Annotated in this window: 17 protein-coding genes; 3 read left to right on the top strand and 14 right to left on the bottom strand. The window is 65.9% G+C overall.

The features are described from left to right. Positions 1 to 107: 107 nt before the first annotated feature. Positions 108 to 524 carry a LysM peptidoglycan-binding domain-containing protein gene (locus CVV68_RS17435; protein ID WP_110502277.1) on the bottom strand — a complete coding sequence of 139 codons (417 nt, stop codon included), beginning with the start codon at positions 522 to 524 and terminating at the stop codon, positions 108 to 110. 293 nt (positions 525 to 817) lie between these two features. On the opposite strand from CVV68_RS17435, the gene lexA reads away from it, so the two are divergent. After that, positions 818 to 1,561: a transcriptional repressor LexA gene (gene lexA, locus CVV68_RS17440; protein ID WP_110502278.1), complete on the top strand. Its 744-nt coding sequence runs from the start codon at positions 818 to 820 to the stop codon at positions 1,559 to 1,561. Between the two features lie 53 nt (positions 1,562 to 1,614). Here lexA and CVV68_RS17445 read toward each other — a convergent pair whose 3' ends face one another. Beyond that, the gene (locus CVV68_RS17445; protein ID WP_110502279.1) at positions 1,615 to 3,684 is read right to left on the bottom strand and encodes an ATP-dependent DNA helicase; all 2,070 of its coding nucleotides are present in this window, start codon (positions 3,682 to 3,684) and stop codon (positions 1,615 to 1,617) included. Next, positions 3,677 to 5,329, bottom strand: a complete 1,653-nt coding sequence (gene hflX / locus CVV68_RS17450; RefSeq protein WP_110502280.1) for a GTPase HflX — start codon at positions 5,327 to 5,329, stop codon at positions 3,677 to 3,679. Before hflX ends, CVV68_RS17445 begins: the two co-directional genes overlap by 8 nt. Before the next feature lie 170 nt (positions 5,330 to 5,499). Here hflX and CVV68_RS17455 point away from each other — a divergent pair, with 170 nt between their 5' ends. Next, positions 5,500 to 6,150, top strand: a complete 651-nt coding sequence (locus CVV68_RS17455) for a class I SAM-dependent methyltransferase (RefSeq protein WP_110502281.1) — start codon at positions 5,500 to 5,502, stop codon at positions 6,148 to 6,150. Between the two features lie 185 nt (positions 6,151 to 6,335). On the opposite strand, the gene dapF is transcribed toward CVV68_RS17455, so the two are convergent. The 7 genes from dapF to CVV68_RS17490 form a co-directional block, all read right to left on the bottom strand. Beyond that, a complete protein-coding gene (dapF, locus tag CVV68_RS17460; protein WP_110502282.1) occupies positions 6,336 to 7,256 on the bottom strand; it encodes a diaminopimelate epimerase in 921 nt (306 codons plus the stop codon). Positions 7,257 to 7,299: 43 nt separating this feature from the next. Continuing rightward, positions 7,300 to 8,259 (bottom strand): tRNA (adenosine(37)-N6)-dimethylallyltransferase MiaA, encoded by a 960-nt coding sequence (gene miaA, locus CVV68_RS17465; RefSeq protein ID WP_245933618.1) that lies wholly within the window; start codon positions 8,257 to 8,259, stop codon positions 7,300 to 7,302. Beyond that, positions 8,256 to 9,746: a tRNA (N6-isopentenyl adenosine(37)-C2)-methylthiotransferase MiaB gene (gene miaB / locus CVV68_RS17470; protein WP_438502655.1), complete on the bottom strand. Its 1,491-nt coding sequence runs from the start codon at positions 9,744 to 9,746 to the stop codon at positions 8,256 to 8,258. The genes miaA and miaB overlap by 4 nt, the downstream gene beginning before the upstream one ends. A gap of 444 nt (positions 9,747 to 10,190) precedes the next feature. Beyond that, complete coding sequence (locus CVV68_RS17475; RefSeq protein WP_110502284.1) at positions 10,191 to 11,477, bottom strand: coiled-coil domain-containing protein; 1,287 nt, start codon at positions 11,475 to 11,477, stop codon at positions 10,191 to 10,193. A gap of 42 nt (positions 11,478 to 11,519) precedes the next feature. Further along, positions 11,520 to 12,050 (bottom strand): regulatory protein RecX, encoded by a 531-nt coding sequence (locus CVV68_RS17480; protein WP_110502285.1) that lies wholly within the window; start codon positions 12,048 to 12,050, stop codon positions 11,520 to 11,522. Positions 12,051 to 12,065: 15 nt separating this feature from the next. Then, positions 12,066 to 13,118 (bottom strand): recombinase RecA, encoded by a 1,053-nt coding sequence (gene recA / locus CVV68_RS17485; RefSeq protein WP_110502286.1) that lies wholly within the window; start codon positions 13,116 to 13,118, stop codon positions 12,066 to 12,068. 280 nt (positions 13,119 to 13,398) lie between these two features. Then, on the bottom strand, positions 13,399 to 13,620 hold the full coding sequence (locus CVV68_RS17490; RefSeq protein ID WP_110502305.1) for a DUF3046 domain-containing protein: 222 nt from the start codon (positions 13,618 to 13,620) through the stop codon (positions 13,399 to 13,401). Positions 13,621 to 13,674: 54 nt separating this feature from the next. Here CVV68_RS17490 and CVV68_RS17495 point away from each other — a divergent pair, with 54 nt between their 5' ends. Beyond that, on the top strand, positions 13,675 to 14,160 hold the full coding sequence (locus CVV68_RS17495; RefSeq protein WP_110502287.1) for a MarR family winged helix-turn-helix transcriptional regulator: 486 nt from the start codon (positions 13,675 to 13,677) through the stop codon (positions 14,158 to 14,160). Between the two features lie 207 nt (positions 14,161 to 14,367). Here the strand turns inward: CVV68_RS17495 and CVV68_RS17500 are convergent, their stop codons facing one another. From CVV68_RS17500 to CVV68_RS17515, 4 genes are all read right to left on the bottom strand, one after another. Next, a complete protein-coding gene (locus tag CVV68_RS17500) occupies positions 14,368 to 14,808 on the bottom strand; it encodes a helix-turn-helix domain-containing protein (protein ID WP_110502288.1) in 441 nt (146 codons plus the stop codon). 128 nt (positions 14,809 to 14,936) lie between these two features. Continuing rightward, entirely contained in the window at positions 14,937 to 15,434 is a 498-nt protein-coding gene (locus CVV68_RS17505; protein WP_438502654.1) for a CinA family protein, read from the bottom strand. 2 nt (positions 15,435 to 15,436) lie between these two features. Further along, positions 15,437 to 16,033, bottom strand: a complete 597-nt coding sequence (gene pgsA, locus CVV68_RS17510) for a CDP-diacylglycerol--glycerol-3-phosphate 3-phosphatidyltransferase (protein WP_110502290.1) — start codon at positions 16,031 to 16,033, stop codon at positions 15,437 to 15,439. 43 nt (positions 16,034 to 16,076) lie between these two features. Next, the gene (locus tag CVV68_RS17515) at positions 16,077 to 19,025 is read right to left on the bottom strand and encodes an FtsK/SpoIIIE family DNA translocase (RefSeq protein ID WP_110502291.1); all 2,949 of its coding nucleotides are present in this window, start codon (positions 19,023 to 19,025) and stop codon (positions 16,077 to 16,079) included. Positions 19,026 to 19,131: the final 106 nt, after the last annotated feature.

Here is a 19,131-nt window from a genome sequence, read left to right on the forward strand (position 1 = left end):
CGCGCCCGAGGGACCCGCCGCGGGGGCCCACGGCCGCGGGGGCCCCGCCGGGAGCTTGCGAGTGGTGGGAGCGGCTGGGGATTGCGAGCGGTGGGAGGGCGTGGGGACTACTTGGGCAGCGGCACGTACAGCTGCTGTCCGGCCTGCAGGACCCCGGTATCCAATTCGTTCAAGGCCACAATCTCAGCCACCACATCGCGGACGTCGCGGGTGGGGTCGCTGACGGCGGCAATTGACCAGAGGCTCTCGCCCTGGAGCACCGTCACGGGGGCGGCGTAACTGGCCATGTCCACCGGACTGTACCTGGTGGCCGCGTTGGCCGGACTGGCCAGGGAGCCGAGAAGGACTGCAAGCAGGGAGATAACCAGCACAGCCGCTAGCGCCAGCGCCGGAATGCCCAGGAGCAGCATGCGGCCGCGGCGGGTCAGCCGCAGTGGCTGAAGCGTTCCGGGGCGGTTTGTTGCGGGGCGGACGGTCCCTGCCCTGAAGGCGGGGACTGCCGCGGAAATCACCAATGCACTCATGACTTCGTTCCTTTCACACCTTGGGGTTTCACCCTGCCGGTTCCCGCCGGGGCGGGACTGCAAACCTTTTGCGGGGCTAAACTTCATGTGCACTCTGTTCGATAGAACGTATGTTCTAACGTTCTTGTATTAGTTTTAGCATCTATTAACGACTCTTGCCAAGACTCGATCGAACAAATGTTTGAAATTTGTTCGTGTGGGGCTTAATCTTGAGGGACAGGATTCGCTACCAAGAGCAGTCCACCAGCAGGCACTGACATTTTTGGTTGCATGCGCAGAAAGGACCGAGGAACATGGCTCTACCAGACCCTCCGCATCGAATCCCACAGGCCGCCAGCCGGGCAGGAATGAAGGGGCTGACGGTGCGGCAGAAGAAGATTCTCGAATGCATCCAACGCTCGATCGCCAACAAGGGCTATCCGCCGTCCATGCGTGAAATTGGCGACGACGTGGGGCTGGCCAGCCTCTCCAGCGTCACCCACCAGCTCACGCAGCTGGAACGGCACGGCTACCTGCGCCGGGATCCCAAGCGTCCCCGCGCCATGGAAGTGTTGATCCCCCTGGTGCTCGACAACGGCGTCGTCGAAATTGAAGGCGTCAACTCACCGGATCAGCTCCGCAGCTCCAACGGACTCAACTTCGCCCAGCTGAGCAGTTCCTCGGACACCGCGTTCGTGCCCCTTGTTGGCCGGATCGCAGCCGGCGGGCCTATCCTGGCGGACCAGGTGGTGGACGACATCATGCCGCTCCCCCGCCAAATTGTGGGCAGCGGCGAACTGTTCATGCTCAAGGTTGCGGGTGATTCCATGATTGACGCCGCCATCTGCGACGGTGACTGGGTGGTGATCCGCCGCCAGAACACAGCCAACAACGGGGACATTGTCGCAGCCCTGCTCGAAGACGAAGCCACAGTAAAGACCTTCCGCCAGCGCGACGGCCATACCTGGCTGCTGCCACAGAACACGCGCTATGAACCCATCCTCGGCGACGAAGCCACGGTCATGGGGAAGGTTGTTTCAGTCCTGCGCAGCCTGTAAGCAGCCCAAACAAATGCGCCCCGCCGTTCGGCGGGGCGCATTTTGCGGCTCAGTTACTTCCCGGACAGCCTCTGGAGCGCCGACAGGGCCACGGCGCGGTCCTTGGTGGACCAGAACGGGGGCAGTGCGGCGCGCAGGAATCCTCCGTAGCTGGCGTTGGCCAACCGCGAGTCCAGGACTGCCACCACACCGCGGTCGCTGCTGGAGCGGATCAGCCGGCCCACGCCCTGCGCCAGCCGGATGGCGGCATGGGTGGCCGAGATGGCGATGAAGCCGTCACCGCCGCTTTGGGCCACGGCACGGGCGCGCGCCGTCACGAGGGGATCGTCCGGCCGCGGGAACGGGATCCTGTCAATGACCACCAGCCGGCACGAGGCCCCCTGGACATCAACCCCCTGCCACAGTGACATGGTGCCGAACAAGCAGGTGTCCGGCTCGTCCGAGAACTCCTTGATCAGACCGGCCATGGAAGAGTCGCCCTGGCACAGGATCTTGACCTGAAGCTTTTTGCGCAGCTTTTCCGCAGCATCCTCGGCCGCCCTCCGCGAAGAGAACAGGGCCAGGGTGCCGCCGCCGGCGGCAGTGATGAGGGCTTCGAGCTCTGCCAGCTGTTCGGGGGAATTGCCGAAACCGGGCTTGGCCAGGTGCGATGCTACGTACAGCATGCCCTGCTTGGGGTAGTCGAACGGGGAGCCGACGTCGGCTCCGGTCCAGGCGGGGGCGTTGGCACCCAGCAGGCCCAGGCCGCCGGCCGTGGCCTGGAAGGACTCCCCAATGGCGAGGGTGGCGGAGGTGAGCACCACGGTATGGTCGGCAAAGAGACCCTCCCGGAGTTTGCCTGCCACGCTGAGCGGGGCGATGTTGATCACGGGCGGCTCGCTCTCGTCCGCCTTCTGATAGCCCTTTCCCGGCGCAAACGTGCCGGTGCGCGAGGCCCACACCACCTCCCGCGCGTCCCATGCGGTCAGCAGCCGTTCACACAGGTCAAAGATCAGGTTCAGCCGGGACCTGGCGATGGATCTGCCACCGTCGGCCGCCGCGCCGCCGTCGGGCTTGGAGTCGGACAACGCAACCCGCGTTGCGTCGCGCAACTGTGCAACGGCGGCGGTATGTTCCTCGTTGAGCCCGTTGGGCAGCAGCCCGGAAGCCGTGCCTGCGAATGCCATGTCAAGAGCCGTCGCGGCTGCGTGGAGGGCATCCACGGACACGCCGGTGTGCTTGCGTGTGCTCGAGGCGGCAGCCTGGACCATCTGCACGGACAGCTGTCCAGTCACGGCGCCGGTGACCCGGTCCTGAAGTTCGTGGGCCTCGTCCACCACCACGATGTCGTAGTCGGGCAGCACGGCGATGCCCTCAAAGGCACTGATCGCGAGCATGGCGTGGTTGGTTACGACAATGTCAGCCTCCCCGCCCTTGGCGCGTGCCAGTTCGGAAAAGCAAACCTCCGCCAACGGGCATTTTTGCGCGCCCAGGCACTCCATGGACGTGACGGACACCTGTCGCCAGGCCTTGTCGGTGACACCGGGCAGGAGTTCGTCTCGGTCGCCCGTCTGGGTTTCCTCGGCCCATTCCCGCAGCCGCACCACCTCACGGCCCAGAGGCGAGGAGGGGCCCGCCTTGGCACCGGGCAGGTGCACCACACTGGAGTCCTCACCCAGGTTGAACAGGGCACCTTCGGAGGAGTCCTCGGACGGGAACCCGCCGCCAAGCTTGTGCTTGCACACATAGTTGCTGCGTCCCTTGACCAGCGCGACATCGATGGGCCGCGGCAGCAGCGGCTCCAACGCGGCCAGCAGCCGGGGCACGTCCCGGCCCACAATCTGGGCCTGCAGGGCAAGCGTGGCCGTGGCCACCACGGACGGCTTGTCGCTGGTCAGTGAATGCACGATCAAGGGAATCAGATATGCCAGCGACTTGCCGGTGCCTGTGCCCGCCTGCACCAGCAGGTGGTCCCCGCTTTCAATGGAGGCAACCACGCGCCGCACCATTTCATGCTGGCCCTCGCGGCGCTGCCCGCCCATGGCTGCGACGGCGCTATCCAACAATTCCAGGGCCTGCGCCGTCAGGGCGCCAGTGTCATCAGCGTGTTCGTCAACTTCCGCGGTGGCCGCCGCCTCACCCATGCTGGACAAAAGGCTCGACCTCGTTGGCCAGGTCTTCGCGGACCCGGACCCTGGCCACGGTGCCGTGTTCACCGTGTTCCACGCTGACGATCTCGGCGTCGCTGCGGTGGAGGCGGTTCAGCACGTCGCCGCGGTCGTAGGGAATGAGCAGTGTCAGTGCAACGCTGGGCCGCGGAATGGCCTCGCTGATGGCGGCCAGCAGCTCGTCAATCCCCTGGCCGGTGCGTGCGGAGACCAGCACCGTGCGCCCCTCTCGCTGACGCAGGCGTTCCACCACGAAGGGATCGGCGATGTCGGCCTTGTTCAGGATGATGATTTCGGGAATCTTCAGGGCGCCTACCTCGGCAAACACCGTCCGGACGGCCGCAATCTGTCCTTCCGGGTCCGGGTGGGAGGCGTCCACAATGTGCAGGATGAGGTCGGCGTCGGCCACCTCTTCCAAGGTGGAGCGGAACGCTTCCACCAGCTGCGTGGGAAGGGAGCGGACGAAGCCGACGGTGTCCACGAGGGTGTAGCCCAGGCCGTCGGCCGTTTCCGTCTTCCTCACCGTGGGGTCCAGGGTGGCGAACAAGGCGTTTTCCACGAGCACACCGGCGTCGGTGAGCCGGTTCAGCAGCGAGGACTTGCCGGCGTTCGTGTAGCCGGCGATGGCGACGGAGGGCACGGAGTTGCGCTTGCGGTTGGCCCGTTTGGTCTCCCTGGCGGGCTTCATGGCGGCAATTTCACGGCGTAGCTTGGCCATGCGGGTGCGGATTTTCCGCCGATCCAGTTCCATCTTGGTTTCACCGGGGCCGCGGGAGCCGATGCCGCCGCCGGCCGCGCCAACTCGGCCACCCGCCTGGCGGGACATGGATTCACCCCAGCCGCGCAGGCGCGGGAGCAGGTATTCCATCTGCGCCAGCTCCACCTGGGCCCGGCCCTCACGGGACTGGGCGTGTTGGGCAAAGATGTCCAGGATCAGGGCGGTCCTGTCGATGACCTTGACCTTGACAACCTCTTCAAGTGTGCGCCGCTGGGACGGGGCAAGGTCGCCGTCGATGATCACCGTGTCGGCCCCGGTGGCGTGCACAATGTCCTTGAGTTCCTGCGCCTTGCCCGTACCGAGGTACGTGGCCGGGTCCGGCTTCGCCCGGCGCTGCACGAGCCCGTCAAGGACTTCCGAGCCGGCAGTCTCGGCCAGGGCGGCAAGTTCGCGCAGGGAATTTTCAGCGTCGGCCATCGTCCCTTCGCTCCACAAACCGGCCAGGACAACGCGTTCCAGGCGCAGCTGGCGGTATTCAACCTCGGTGACATCTTCGAGTTCGGTGGAGAGCCCGGCGGTGCGGCGCAGGGCATGGCGTTCGGCCAGTTCCGACTGGTCGCCGTCAAAGCTGCTGTGCTGGAAGTTCAGTTGGGAGAGCGCCTGCGCCCGGCCGACAATGGGGTGGGTCGTGCCCGCCGCGGACTGGGGGTCATCGGCGTCGACCCTTGCTTCCTCACGGACCGCCCGGCCGGCAGCGGCGTCCTTGGCCAGAATGCGGTCAATCACGGCTTCGATCTCGGCGACCGAGAGGTCCGAACTGCCATCCCCGGCGGGCCCTGCAGCGGATTTGCCGCGGGGATCGTGGTGGTCGGCGGGACCGTGGGGTGCAGATGGGTTGGACATGTTCTCCTTAGTGGCGGTTATACCAATCTTAGTCCCGGGCGCCGACAGGCACACCTTTGCCGGCACCGCCGTGTGGACAAGCTGCCGCAAGCCGGCCACGACGGCGTGAGGAGGGCCCGGGGCGTGCTCAAATACCGCTTACGCGCGATTCCCACTAATCTGGCAGGACTATGGGTACTCAGGGTGCAGATCATTATTTCAGTTCACAGCCGTCAACGCCGCTGAAACGGCGTCCGCTCACCGTGTTTTTAGCCGGCGCCGAACGCAGGCTCCAAACCGCCGGCGGAATCTTCAGCCCGGACGGAGTGGACAAGGGCACGACTGTCCTGCTGAACGAAGCTCCGCCGCCGGCAACTGCAGGAAACCTGCTGGACGTGGGTTGCGGCTGGGGCCCGATCGCACTGTCCCTGGCCCTGCGTTCCCCCGCCGCCACCGTTTATGCCGTGGATGTCAACGAACGCTCCATTGACCTGACCAACGACAACGCCAGGGCCCTGGGCCTGAGCAACGTCCATGCATCCACGCCCGTTGCCGTGGACCCCGCCCTGCGCTTCGACACCATCTGGTCGAACCCGCCCATCCGCGTGGGCAAGGAGGAATTGCATTCAATCCTGCTGATGTGGCTGCCCAGGCTGGCCGACGGCGGCACCGCCTACCTGGTTGTACAAAAAAACCTGGGCTCGGATTCCCTGCAGCGCTGGCTGGCGACGGAGCTGGCCGGGCGCTTCCCTGATGCCGGTTTTACGGTCTCCCGCGACTCCACACACAAGGCGTTTCGGGTCCTGAAGGTATCCCGGCCGCAGGATCGCGCCGGCGATTGACATTGACATTGATCCGAAGTTTGGGCCCACAAGTGTCGGCACCCTCGCTTGCCAGGTTCCCGAAAAATCGCGCCGTCGATTGACATTGACCCGAAGTTTGGGCCCACAGCCCGTGAGTGCTGGGCCCACGCTTGCCAGGTTCCCGAGAAATCGCGGCAGCGATTTGTCGGGCCGGCAAGTGGGGACTACGCGAGCACGCCCTCGGCCACGATCGCGGCCGGCCCGCTGAGCTCAACGTGCTCGCGCCCGTCCGGGCCGGGAAAAAAGCGCACGCCGACCGTTCCTCCGGGCACGGCAACGGCCCACAGGTCCGGGGCGTCGCTCCCGGCCCAAAAGCGCGTGGCAGCGGCGGCTGCACAAGCCCCCGTGCCGCAGGAGAGGGTCTCCCCCACGCCACGTTCGTGGACGCGCATGGTGATGTTGCCGACGTCGTCCGTCACAAGGGGTTCGGCGGGCACGGCAAACTCCACATTGGTGCCGTACGGCGGGATCGGCGTGACGGACGGGGCCACCGTAAGGACCGTGCCGTCCAGCTCGGCGAGGTCGGCCAGCGCCACCACGGTGTGCGGATTTCCCATGCTCACCGACAGTGCCGGGCGGGCCACGTCCAGGCCGGCAGCGTCCACGAGTGAATCCATGCCCCGTTCCTGCGCCTGCGCCGGGAAGATGAACTCCCAAGGGCCCATGTCCACGCGGTAGCCGTTCTCCGTGCGCGCCACCACCTTGACGCCGCCGCGGGTGCCGATGGTCAGCGCCTCCCCCTCCGCCAGCGCGGCCAGGCCCTGATCAATGAGGAAGTGCACAAAGACGCGCACGCCGTTGCCGCACATCTCCGACAGTGAGCCGTCGCCGTTGCGGTAGTCCATGAACCATTCTGCCCCCGGGTTCTGCTCCAGCAGCGCCGCACCTTCGGGCAGGTGCACGGAGCGGACGGCGCGGATCAGCCCGTCGCCGCCAATGCCGCGGTGGCGGTCGCACAGCTGCGCCACCTGTTCCGGGGCGATGTCTCGTTCGCCGTCGGGGTCCGCCACCAGCACAAAGTCATTGCCGGTGCCGTGGCCCTTGGAAAAGCGAAGTCCGGTCAAGGGGGCAGGCGTCTCAGTCATGAAACAAGCCTAGGGCAGATGATGTCCGACGCCGGACACCGCCTCAGGCGTCCGGCCCACCGTGCACCCGGCCCACCAGCTCCGCCGCCGCTGCGACCAGGTCGCGTTGCGACCAGTCCAGCCACCGCACGCGCGGGTCGGCGCGAAACCAGGTGAGTTGGCGCCGGGCGAACTGGCGCGTGGCCGTGATGGTTTGCTCGGTCGCCGCTGAAATGGTGGAGTCACCGTCGATGACGCGCAGGAACTGCTGGTAGCCAAGCGCCTTCCGGGCAGTGCGGCCCTCACGCAGCCCCTGTGCAATGAGCCGCTCCACTTCATCCTGCAGGCCCGAGGCCACCATCCCGTGCACCCTGGCAGCAAGGCGTTCGTGGAGCCCTCCGCGGTCGCCGTTGAGCCCAATTTGCACCGTGGGCTGGACGTAGTTGCGTTCCGGCATGAAGGAGCTGAACGGCCGGCCCGTCAGCTCGTGGACTTCCAGTGCGCGGATCACGCGCTTGGCGTCGCTGACGCGGGCTGCCGAGATCGGGTCCACCAGCGCCAGGCGCGCCACCAGCGGTGCCAGCCCGCCGTCGTCGAGCTCCGCTTCCAGACGGCCCCGGATGCTGGCGTCGGTTCCGGGGAATTCCAGCACGTCCAGGGCTGCCCGCACATACAGCCCCGAGCCACCGACCAGAATGGGCAGCTTCCCGCGGGACCGGATGTCTGCAATGGCAGCCCGGGCCATGGCCTGGAACTGGGCTGCGGTGGTGTCCTCGCGGACGGTCAAAAAGTCCATCAGGTGGTGCCGAATGCCGCGGCGTTCGGCCACGGGAAGCTTCGCCGTGCCGATGTCCATGCCGCGGTAGAACTGCATGGAGTCGGAGTTGACGGCCTCCCCGCCGAAGCGCTCAGCCAGCTGCAGGGCCAGCTCCGACTTGCCGGAGCCCGTCGGCCCGACGACGGCGACAACGGGCAGTGCCGCTGCCGGCCCCGTGGCGGTCAGGCCTGCGTCCGCTGAGCTCACGCGGTGCGGACGGGCAGCGACGGCATGCCCAGGCTCACTGAGGCCCTGGCACCGCCTGCGGCCGGAACCGCCGGTACGCCGCAGGACTCGGCCTGGGACCTGTCCCAGGCGTCGCCGGCCCGTGAGCGGCGCAGGCGGAAGTCGGCAGCCGTCGCCGGATCGGCCACCAGATGGAAGGACGCCGCTTCCGTGATGACAACTGTGACGAGGTCACCGGGGCGTGGTGTTTCCGAGCCCCCCGGAACGCTGAAGTGGACCAGCCGCTGGTCCTGGGAGCGGCCAGAGAGCCGGTGGGTCTCGGCGGCCTTGCGGCCTGACTGTGCCGTGACCATGACCTCCACCGTGCGGCCCACCTGCCTGGCGTTTTCCTCGGCGGCAATCCTGTCCTGCAGGGCGGTCAGGCGCAGGAAGCGTTCCTGCACCACTTCTTTCGGAAGCTGGTCTGGAAGGTCGGCGGCCGGGGTGCCGGGGCGCTTGGAGTACTGGAAGGTGAAGGCGGTGGCAAAGCGGGACTTTTCAACGACGTCGAGCGTGGCCTGGAAGTCCTCCTCGGATTCGCCGGGGAAGCCGACAATGATGTCCGTGGAAATGGCGGCGTGCGGCATTTGTTCGCGGACCTTGTCCAGGATGCCCAGGAACTTCGCGGAGCGGTAGGAGCGGCGCATGTCCTTGAGGACCTTGTCCGAGCCCGATTGCAGCGGCATGTGAAGCTGCGGCATGACATTGGGGGTCTCGGCCATGGCGGCAATGACGTCGTCAGTGAAAGCGGCCGGGTGCGGGCTGGTGAAGCGGACCCGCTCCAGACCCTCGATCTGCCCGCAGGCCCGCAGCAGTTTGCCAAACGCAAGGCGGTCGCCAAACTCCACGCCGTAGGAGTTGACGTTTTGTCCCAGCAGCGTCACTTCGATGGCGCCGTCGTCGACCAGTGCCTGGATCTCGGCCAGGATCTCGCCGGGGCGGCGGTCTCGTTCCTTGCCGCGCAGCGACGGCACAATGCAGAAGGTGCAGGTGTTGTTGCAGCCCACCGAAATACTGACCCAGCCGGAGTAGACGGCGTCGCGGCGGGTAGGCAGCGTCGAAGGGAACACGTCCAGGGATTCCAGGATCTCCATCTGGGCGTCGGCGTTGTGGCGGGCGCGCTCCAGCAGCACGGGCAGGGCGCCCACGTTGTGCGTGCCAAACACCACGTCCACCCAGGGTGCGCGCTTTTGGATCGTGGCGCGGTCCTTTTGCGCCAGGCAGCCGCCCACCGCAATCTGCATGCCCGGGTTGCTTTCCTTGATGTGGGCCAGCATGCCCAGGTTGCCGTACAGCTTGTTGTCCGCGTTTTCGCGGACCGCGCAGGTGTTGAAGACCACGACGTCGGCGCTGGGACCCACGGGCTGGCCGTGTCCGTCAAGCTCTCCCGTGGCACCGGCATCGTCGAAGGGCACCATGCCTGCAGTTTCCAGCAGCCCTGCCATGCGTTCGGAGTCATGGACGTTCATTTGGCAGCCGTAGGTGCGCACCTGGTAGGTGCGGGGCCGGCTGGAAGTGGTGGAGGCGGAAGAATCAACGCCATTAAGGGTCAGGCTCACTTCTCCAGCTTAAGTCCTGGCAGGCCATCCGGCTAAACAGCCGGCTCGCACACTATGGGTTCAGGATAGGGAAACGTTGTACTCCTCTGCGCCCCGGTTGACGCCGGTGCTTGCCAGGTTCCGGGTAAAACCGCCCTCGCGATTTTAGCCGGCCGGCTGGGCCCACGCGCCCGAGGGGCCCTGTGGTGGCTGGCCCGCGAGCCGACATGGGGAGGGCGTGGCTGGGCCCACGCGCCCGAGGGGCCCTGTGGTGGCTCGCCCGCGAGCCGACTTGGGGAGGGCGTGGCTGGGCCCACGCGCCCGAGGGGCCCTGTGGTGGCTCGCCCGCGAGCCGACATGGGGAGGGCGTGGGGATTAGTACCAGTTCTGTGAGACTTCGTGGGACCACGCGCCACACGGCGAACCGTAACGGTTGTTGATGTAGCCCAGGCCCCAGTCAATCTGCGTGCGGTAATTGGTGAGCCAGTCGGATCCCGTATCCGAATATTTTCCTGGCGGCAGGGCCTGGGCGATTCCGTAGGCGCCGCTGCTCTGGTTGGTGGCATTGGTCAGCCAGTCAGATTCCTGCGTCCACAACTGGACAAGGCACTGGAACTGGCTTTGCGGCCAGCCGTAGGCTCCGAGCCTGGACGACGCATAGGCCTGCGCACCACCGGGGTTGTTCACTGCGCCGCCGGGGATGTTGGGCAGGAGCACCGCGACCGGTATGAAGCCGTTCCCGGGATCGGCGGTGGCCGGGGCCGGCGCTGCGGCTGGCGCCTGGATTGCCTGTTGTTGGGCTGCGGCCGATGCTGCCGCCGCGGCAGCCGCAGCCTGGCGAGCCGCTTCCGCTTCGGCGGCCTTCCGCTTCGCTTCCTGGGCTGCCTCATAGGCGGCCAGGGCTTCCTGGCCCTGTCGGTACTTTTGCTCGACGGCTGCGGTGGTGTTGTTCAGCGAGGCAAGCTGCGCCGTCAGGGTGGTGCTTTGTTTTTTCCTGGCCGCGAGCTGGTTGGCCACCGCCTGCTGGGCGGCTACGGCTGCCTCCAGGGCAGCCTTGGAAGCGGCAGTCAGTGTGGCTTGCTCGGCTTCCGCCGCCTGCCGGGACTTGGCCAGTGCGGCCGCCACGGCCTGTGCATCCTTCGCGCGTACCTGCCGGCCGGCAGCCTGTTCGCCCACCTGTGCAAGCATGTCCAGCCCCTGCAGCGCGCTGGTGGAATCTAGCGCCGTCAGGGTGTTGAAGATGCCCAGGTTGGCGCCGCCGGACTTGTAGCTTTGGACGGCGGCTGCCGCAACATCCTTTTGGTAGGTGCTGGCTTCCTTTTCGGCCCGGCTGGTCTGGGCCTGTAGGACACCAACCTGGCCGGCGACCACGTCCAGCTGGCCTTTGGTCGTGGCATAGGAGGCGCCTGCCTGAACGGCGGCCGTGCCCAGGGCGTCGGACTCGGCCGACAAGCTGTCCAGCAGGCCGTTGATTTTGACCACTTCGGCCTGGGTGGCCGCTGCATTGCCCTTGGCGCTTTGGACGTCCCCCCAAGTGGGGTAGCCGCTGGGCGGGCCGTCATCTGCGGCCGCGGGCCCCAGGCCAACGCCGGAAACCACCAAGAACCCGGCGGCAACAGTGGCAGCCAGGGTATTCAGGGCACGACGCAAAAAACTACTCATAAGAGGCCAGCATAACCAACGGAATGGCGCATTCGGTGGTTATTACTGCGGTGTTTCGCTTTCAAGTTGTTCATCGATGAGGCTGCCCACCACGGCAAAAGCGGCCGAAGGGTTATAGCCCTTGCGGGCCAGCATGGCCACCCAACGGCGGGTGTACTTGTCCCGTTCAGCCCTGTCGGCCAAGTTCATGGAGCCCCGCAACTTGCGCCGCACCAGCTCAGCTGCGCTGTCCCGTTCATCCTCATCGCTGATTTGGGCCAGGGCCTCCTCGGCCAGTTCCGGGGCAATGCCCTTCTCGGCGAGTTCGCGTTTTAGGGCGCCCCTCGCCAGTGATCGGTTTTGTGCCCGGCTGCGAACCCAGAGCTGCGCAAATTCGGCGTCGTCAATGAGCTCGATCTCAACAAAGCGGTCCAGCACGGATTCGGCGACGTCGGCCGGCACATTGCGCTCGGCCAATTTTTGCGCCAGCTGGTGCCGGCTCTTGGGCGAGTTGGTCAACTGCCGCAGGACGATGGACCTGGCCACCGACGCGGGGTTGGCGTCGGGTTCCAGTTCCGGGGCGGGCTTCTTCATGGTGATTGCTGCCGCTTAGAAGCCGTCAACGGCCTTCAGCTTGGGTGCGCTTTCCTCTTCAGCTTCCACGATGACGCCAACGCCCAGCTTTTCCTTGATCAGGCGCTCCAGCTCTTCGGCCAGTTCCGGGTTGTCCTTGAGGAAACGCCTGGAATTTTCCATGCCCTGCCCAAGCTGGTCCCCGTCATAGGTGTACCAGGAGCCGGACTTCTTGATCAGGCCATGTTCCACACCCATGTCGATGATTCCGCCTTCACGCGAAATGCCCACACCATAGATGATGTCAAACTCAGCTATCTTAAAGGGCGGGGCCATCTTGTTCTTGACGACCTTGGCCTTGGTGCGGTTTCCGACCGCGTCCGCGCCTTCCTTCAAGGTTTGGATGCGTCGCACGTCGATGCGAATGGAGGCGTAGAACTTCAGCGCCTTACCACCTGTGGTGGTCTCCGGGCTGCCGAAGAACACGCCAATCTTTTCACGCAGCTGATTGATGAAGATCGCCGTTGTCTTGGTCTGGCTCAGCCTGCCTGTGATCTTGCGCAGCGCCTGACTCATGAGGCGGGCCTGCAGGCCGACATGGCTGTCACCCATGTCGCCCTCAATTTCCGCACGCGGCACCAATGCCGCCACGGAGTCAATGACAATGACGTCCAGGGAACCCGAACCAATCAGCATGTCCATGATCTCCAACGCCTGCTCGCCGGTGTCCGGCTGGGACACCAGCAGCGCATCGACGTCGACGCCGAGTTTCCCGGCATAGTCCGGGTCCAGCGCATGCTCGGCGTCAATGAACGCCGCGATGCCGCCGAGCTTCTGGGCACTGGCCACGGCGTGCAGGGCGAGCGTGGTCTTACCTGACGACTCAGGACCGTAGATCTCCACGACACGGCCGCGAGGCAGGCCGCCTATGCCCAAGGCCACATCCAGGGCGATCGAACCGGTGGGGATAACTTCAATGGGTGCCCGGACGTCGTCGCCCAGGCGCATTACCGAGCCCTTGCCGAACTGCTTGTCAATTTGGGCCAGTGCTGCGGCCAGCGACTTTTCACGGTCTGCGGGAGCGGCCATGGTTCACCTCGGTCTTTCTTCAGTGCCGATTCTTCGGCCCCGTCCGGCAACGCTGTCTGCGCCGGGGGCGGGTGGTGGTTTAGTTGCATCGTGCGGAGCAACCCGGTTGTTTTCCATTACTTAAAACGCTAGTCCAAGCCTCTGACATTGTCGCTCCGGGTCCGGCGCTGCGGGAAAAATGTGGAGAACTTTCTTTCCCCGCCGCAACATCCAACACCATAATAGGTCTGTTCGAATAGGTATTCGAACTTTGTCGCGGCGTGTCGCCTGGCTGATGCGGTTATTTCTTCACCGGGACGTCCCGCCCCAGGCGCCGGGATTCCGGCACGTCCTGCATCTGGCACACCTGCAGCCAGACCTCGCGCGGGTCAAAGCCGGCCTGAAGCGCGTCAAGCGCCGTCTTGCCGCCCACCCCGGTCAGGTGCAGCTCCCTGGCCAACACGCGGGAATACCCGGGGGTGAACTCGTCGTCCATCAATCGCCAAAACTCGCTTACTCGCACCCTGTAATTATCGCACGCCCCGCACCGCCCGGCGCGCCCCAATAGACTGGAGCCATGACCACTGGAGCATCACCCCAAGGCGATGGCACGCCGCCGCTTTCGAATGAGACCAAGGCAGCCATCGAAGCGCTGGAGGTCGAGCTCAGCCTGATGTGGCGGCGGGCCCGCGTAGCCAGCCACACACTCTCTCGCAGCGTCCACCCGGACCTGGAGCCTGCCGCCTACGGGCTGCTTTCCGTGCTCCTGCACCAGGGCGGCATGCGGCTTACGGAGCTGGCCAGGAGCATTGGCGTTGGAAAGCCGTCGGTGAGCCGCCAGATCAGTTTCCTGGAAGGCGTCGGCCTGGTGCAAAAAGAGGCGGACCCGAGTGACGGCCGGGCCCAGCTGATCGAGCTCACGCCCAAGGGCCTGGCCAAGATGCGTGAGGTCCACGACGGCCGCCAGCAGGCCTTCCACAACCTGTTGGCGCATTGGGACACCAAGGACCTGTCCACGCTCGCCACCTTGATCGGCAGGCTTAACGAAGACGGCGCCCGCTGACAGCAGCTTCCACCCAAACCGGCCGCCGCGAAGGAACGGGATCTAAATACTGACGCCAAAGCAGCGGCCCCCGCCGGGGCGGGGGCCGCTTTACACTAACAAGCTGTTTCAACCAACGCAGCCACACACCATGTTGGCTGTCAGGGATTGAGGGCCGGTTCCGGTGTCAGCCGGTACGGCAAGTGCCTTGCTTGGTGTGGCTTACACCTAGTAGGCGCTGGACATAAGCCCCTTGCGCAGTTCGTCGGAGAGTTCCTCGTTCAGGTCGCGGCCATAGCGCGCTGCGAACTCCTGGGGAACGGTGTCCGGGACGGCCACGCCTTCGGCAATGGCCAAACGATCGCTGACTTCACGAAGCATCAGCGACAAGGGCACGTCAAGTGCGGAACAAATCGAGCCAAGCAGTTCGGAGGAAGCTTCCTTCTGTCCGCGCTCAACTTCACTCAGATAGCCCAGTGAGACGCGTGCGTTGTGTGAGACTTCGCGGAGTGTGCGGCCTTGACGCTGGCGAACATCCCGCAGAACGTCTCCAATTTCGTGGCGTAATACCACCATTTTGCGCTCCTTCTGCTGATGTTTTGCCTCGTCCGCCAAACCCACATCCCGCCAGCGCACCACGCCGTTTACGGATACGGGTTGTTTCACCATCGGTATCGCCTTACTCCTCGCATTTTTCTTTCATCCTTTTCGGCTGGTCCGAAAAGGATACGCCCAGTTGGTGATCTTATCCTAAGGGCGATCACCGCCCAATGCGTTCAATATGACTAACTATCCGGTTACAACTTTTGTTCCCGGGCCGCCGCCACCACCTGTTGGAGCAGTGCCAGGGCCTCGTCGACGGCCTGCTGGCGGATCATGGTGCGGTCCCCGCCGAAATGGTATTCGTAGGCTTGGACTTCCCCGTCAATGGCTACGCCGATGAACACATGCCCCACGGCCTTGCCCTGGTGGGGTTCCGGACCGGCTACACCGGTGGTGGAAAGCCCCACCCTGGCCCCGACCACGTGGCAGGCGCCCAGGGCCATGGCACAGGCCACCTGCGCATCGACGGCGCCGCGTTCGGCAAGCAGCTCGGCGGAGACGCCCAAGGCCCGGACCTTCACCTCGTTTTGGTAGGCGATGACGCCTCCGTTGAGCATCCCGGACGCACCGGGGACCTCTACCAGGGTTGCGGCCAACAGGCCCGCCGTCAAGGATTCCGCCGTCGCGACAGTCAGGCCCGCAGCCGTCGCGTCGGCCACGAGCGACGCAAGGTCCATTCCGGGAACAGCCACGGTCATGCCCCCTTGATTCCGCGGCCGGCGTTACGCAGCTGCACGGCCTTGATGATGTAGTCGGCGCCGGTGACGACGGTGACTGCCAGCGCCGCGAGCATCACCAAAAGCGCCACAACGGAGAGCCACGGGTTGGCGGGCGTGACGGGCAGAAGGTAGACAAAGATGGCCACGGTCTGCAGCACGGTCTTGAGCTTGCCACCCTTGGAGGCGGCCATGACGCCGTAACGGATCACCACAAAGCGCAGCACGGTGATGCCGACCTCACGCACCAGCATCACGATGGTGACCCACCACCACAGCTCCCCCGCCGCGGAGAGCATGACCAGGGCGGAGCCGATCAGCAGCTTGTCGGCGATCGGGTCCGCGATCTTGCCAAAGCTCGTGATGAGCCCGCGCGCCCGGGCGATGTCGCCGTCGAGCTTGTCCGTATAGATGGCCACGAGGAACAGGAGCACCGCGGCCCAGCGCCACCAGCCGTAGGCGCCGCCGTCAGTCAGGAAAAACCAGATGAAGACCGGCACCAGCACAATGCGCAGCATGGTCAGCGCATTGGGGAGGTTCCAGTTCGAGGGCGTGGCGTTGGCGGTTTCAGTCACGGTGCAAGGCTATCGTCATTCGGTCCGGGCGGGTTAGCTGAGCCTATCGTCCGGTCAGCGACCATGCGTCCTCGCCGCCGTCCTCGTCATCGCCGTCGTTGTAGTCAACGGCCTCGGTGCGGTTGGCCAGGTCCTCGGCCACCAGATCGGTGCCCCAGCCGTGGTTGGCGTTGGCGTTCTCCGCCAGGGCGGCTGCCATGGGGTCCCCTGCCGGGGAGGCCGGCCCGCCGCCTGAAGGCCCTTCGGAAGGCCCGACGTCGGATCCCCCCTGGGCAGGCCCCTCGCCTGCTCCCCCGCCACGGATGGCGGCCAGGGTGGCGGCAAGGTCGTCAGGCTTGACGAGGACATCTCGTGCCTTGGAACCCTCAGAGGGGCCCACCACGCCGCGCGATTCCAGCAGGTCCATCAAGCGCCCGGCCTTGGCGAAGCCGACACGCAGCTTGCGCTGAAGCATGGAGGTGGAGCCGAACTGCGTGGTGACGACCAGCTCGGTGGCCTGCAGCAGCAACTCCAGGTCGTCGCCGATGTCATCTTCGATCTGCTTCTTGGGTGCCTCGACGGCCACGTCGTCGCGGTAGTGGACGGTCAGCTGGCCCTTGACATGGTCCACGACCCGCTTGATCTCGGCCTCGGTGACCCAGGCGCCCTGGACACGGATCGGCTTGGACTTGCCCATCGGCAGGAACAGGGCGTCGCCTTGGCCCAACAGCTTTTCGGCGCCCGGCTGGTCCAGGACCACGCGGGAATCGGTCACGGAGGACGTGGCGAACGCCATGCGGGACGGCACGTTGGCCTTGATCAGGCCGGTCACCACGTCCACGGACGGACGCTGGGTGGCCAGCACCAGGTGGATGCCGGCTGCACGGGCCAACTGCGTGATGCGCACAATGGAATCCTCCACATCGCGCGGGGCCACCATCATCAGGTCCGCGAGCTCGTCCACGATCACCAAAAGGTACGGGTACGGGCGGATGATGCGCTTGGAGTCCACCGGGGGGTGGACCTTGCCGGCCTTGACCGCCTTGTTGAACTCGTCAATGTGCTTGAAGCCGTAGTTGGCCAGGTCGTCGTAGCGCTGGTCCATTTCACGGACCACCCACTGCAGCGCCTCGGCGGCCTTCTTCGGGTTCGTGATGATGGGAGTGATCAGGTGCGGCACGCCCTCATAGGCGGTCAGTTCCACACGTTTGGGGTCGACCATGACCATGCGGACCTCGTCGGGCGTGGAGCGCATCAGGATTGAAACAATCATGGAGTTGACGAAGGAGGACTTTCCGGCGCCGGTGGCACCGGCCACCAGCAGGTGCGGCATCTTGGCCAGGTTGGCCACGACGAAGCCGCCCTCGACGTCCTTGCCGACGCCCATGACCATGGGATGGTCGGTGCGCCGCGCGTTGGCCGAGCGCAGGACGTCGCCGAGGACCACTATTTCCTTGTCCGCATTCGGGATCTCAATGCCGATGGCGCTCTTCCCCGGGATCGGGCTGAGGATGCGCACATCCGAGGACGCCACGGCGTAGGAGATGTTCTTGCTCAGGGCCGTGACGCGCTCCACCTTGGTGCCGGACGCCAGCTCAATCTCATAGCGTGTGACGGTGGGGCCGCGACTGAAGCCGGTCACGGCCGCGTCCACGTTGAATTGGTTCAAGGTGTCGGTCAGCGCAGCCACCACTGCGTCGTTGGCATCTGTGGCGTCCTTCGCCGGCGGGCCGGCAGGCAGGAAGTCCGATTCCGGCAGGGTGTAGGTGACGTCCCCGGAAAGCTGCAGCTGCTCCGACCGCGCGGGAATCGGTGCGGGCACGGTGCTGGGGGGTGCCGGGATGGCGCGCGCGGCCGACGCGTTGTAGCCCTGGGCGGCGGCGTTTGCTGCCACAATCCCAATGGCCTCGGTGACCGCTTCCGGTCCGCGGCCGCCTTCGGCCGAGTCCACCTCAGTGGCGTCATATGCGCCGGAGGAGGTGGGCAGGCCCTGGCTTGCCCGGATTTTGTCGGCCGCCAGTTCGTCGCGCGTGGGCCGGCGGACGCCGGGCGGCAGCGGCGGCAGGGAAGGCGCGGCCGACGGCGCGGGGAACGTTTCGTCGTCGTCCGCCTCAAGGAGCGGGGTGTCGAAGGCGCCGTCGGAGTCGTGACCGGGGGCCGGGGCCTCGTCGGTGTCCTTCCTGCGCCCGCGCAGGGCGCGCGGCTTTTTCGGCTTGGCCGGGAGCCCGTCGCGGTCAAACAGGTAGCTTTGGTCGTGCCCGTTCGTGTCCAGTTCATGCTGCGGGGCAGGGCCGATGAGCTGCTCGTAGACGCCGCGCAGCCGGTCGGGGATGTGGCGGATGGGCGTTGCCGTCAGGATCAGGAGGCTGAAGAACGCCAGAATCGAGAACACGGCAATGGCCAGCACCGGACTCGCCGCGGCCACCAGGCCCCCGGCGATCAGGCCGACCATTCCTCCGGCCGCGCTGACGCCAGCGAAGTCGTCCGACGCATTGGGCAGGCCTCCGGCCACGTGGGCCAGCGCGCAACCGGCCACGACCAACAGGGAAAAGCCGATGGCCACCCGGTTGTTGGCGCGGACGTTGCCGGGCTGGCGGAAAACCAGAATGGCAAAGATCAACAGCATGGGCGGCAACATGGCCGCAAACCAGCCAAAGGTGCCCTCGAAGACCCCGTGCACGGCGTCGGCAGCGCCGCCGGTCAGCCCCCACCACTCAAAGGTGGCGATGACGGCGGCGAGCAGGATGAAGAACAGGCCGCTCCCGTCGCGCCGGTCCTCGGCGGGAATGCCGCTGACGTCGGTGCCCATGCGGCGGATGGCGCCGCCAATGAGGTGGCCCAGGCCCTGCCAGATGCCGACGGCAAGGCGCAGCGGCCAGATGAGCTGCTGCGTGGGTTCTGGAACGGATTGCTTGCTGCGCGTGCTCGGCATTTTGGCGGTCTTCGCAGGGCGCGCGGAAGCGCCGCCTTGCTTGCCGGCGGACGCGCGAGCGGGGGAAGAACGAGTCGCCATACCCCTAAAGGTACCCGCATTGCCGTGATTTTCCGCGGATTTCCATTCCGGAAGGGGGCTGTGGCGCGCGAGGCGGGCCAGCGTCGACCCTCCCCTGGCCAGGGGA

Origin of the sequence: Arthrobacter livingstonensis, from assembly GCF_003219815.1 — a bacterium.
Taxonomy (GTDB): Bacteria; Actinomycetota; Actinomycetes; order Actinomycetales; family Micrococcaceae; genus Specibacter; species Specibacter livingstonensis.

Excerpts from the sequence above, each read along its gene's own strand:
- CVV68_RS17445 (WP_110502279.1), bottom strand. The coding sequence starts at position 3,684 with ATGGGTGAGGCGGCGGCCACCGCGGAAGTTGACGAACACGCTGATGAC.
- CVV68_RS17480 (WP_110502285.1), bottom strand. The coding sequence starts at position 12,050 with ATGAAGAAGCCCGCCCCGGAACTGGAACCCGACGCCAACCCCGCGTCG.
- CVV68_RS17455 (WP_110502281.1), top strand. The coding sequence starts at position 5,500 with ATGGGTACTCAGGGTGCAGATCATTATTTCAGTTCACAGCCGTCAACG.
- CVV68_RS17500 (WP_110502288.1), bottom strand. The coding sequence starts at position 14,808 with ATGGTGAAACAACCCGTATCCGTAAACGGCGTGGTGCGCTGGCGGGAT.
- CVV68_RS17435 (WP_110502277.1), bottom strand. The coding sequence starts at position 524 with ATGAGTGCATTGGTGATTTCCGCGGCAGTCCCCGCCTTCAGGGCAGGG.
- lexA (WP_110502278.1), top strand. The coding sequence starts at position 818 with ATGGCTCTACCAGACCCTCCGCATCGAATCCCACAGGCCGCCAGCCGG.
- CVV68_RS17495 (WP_110502287.1), top strand. The coding sequence starts at position 13,675 with ATGACCACTGGAGCATCACCCCAAGGCGATGGCACGCCGCCGCTTTCG.
- hflX (WP_110502280.1), bottom strand. The coding sequence starts at position 5,329 with ATGTCCAACCCATCTGCACCCCACGGTCCCGCCGACCACCACGATCCC.
- recA (WP_110502286.1), bottom strand. The coding sequence starts at position 13,118 with ATGGCCGCTCCCGCAGACCGTGAAAAGTCGCTGGCCGCAGCACTGGCC.
- CVV68_RS17515 (WP_110502291.1), bottom strand. The coding sequence starts at position 19,025 with ATGGCGACTCGTTCTTCCCCCGCTCGCGCGTCCGCCGGCAAGCAAGGC.
- miaB (WP_438502655.1), bottom strand. The coding sequence starts at position 9,746 with ATGAACGTCCATGACTCCGAACGCATGGCAGGGCTGCTGGAAACTGCA.
- CVV68_RS17475 (WP_110502284.1), bottom strand. The coding sequence starts at position 11,477 with ATGAGTAGTTTTTTGCGTCGTGCCCTGAATACCCTGGCTGCCACTGTT.
- dapF (WP_110502282.1), bottom strand. The coding sequence starts at position 7,256 with ATGACTGAGACGCCTGCCCCCTTGACCGGACTTCGCTTTTCCAAGGGC.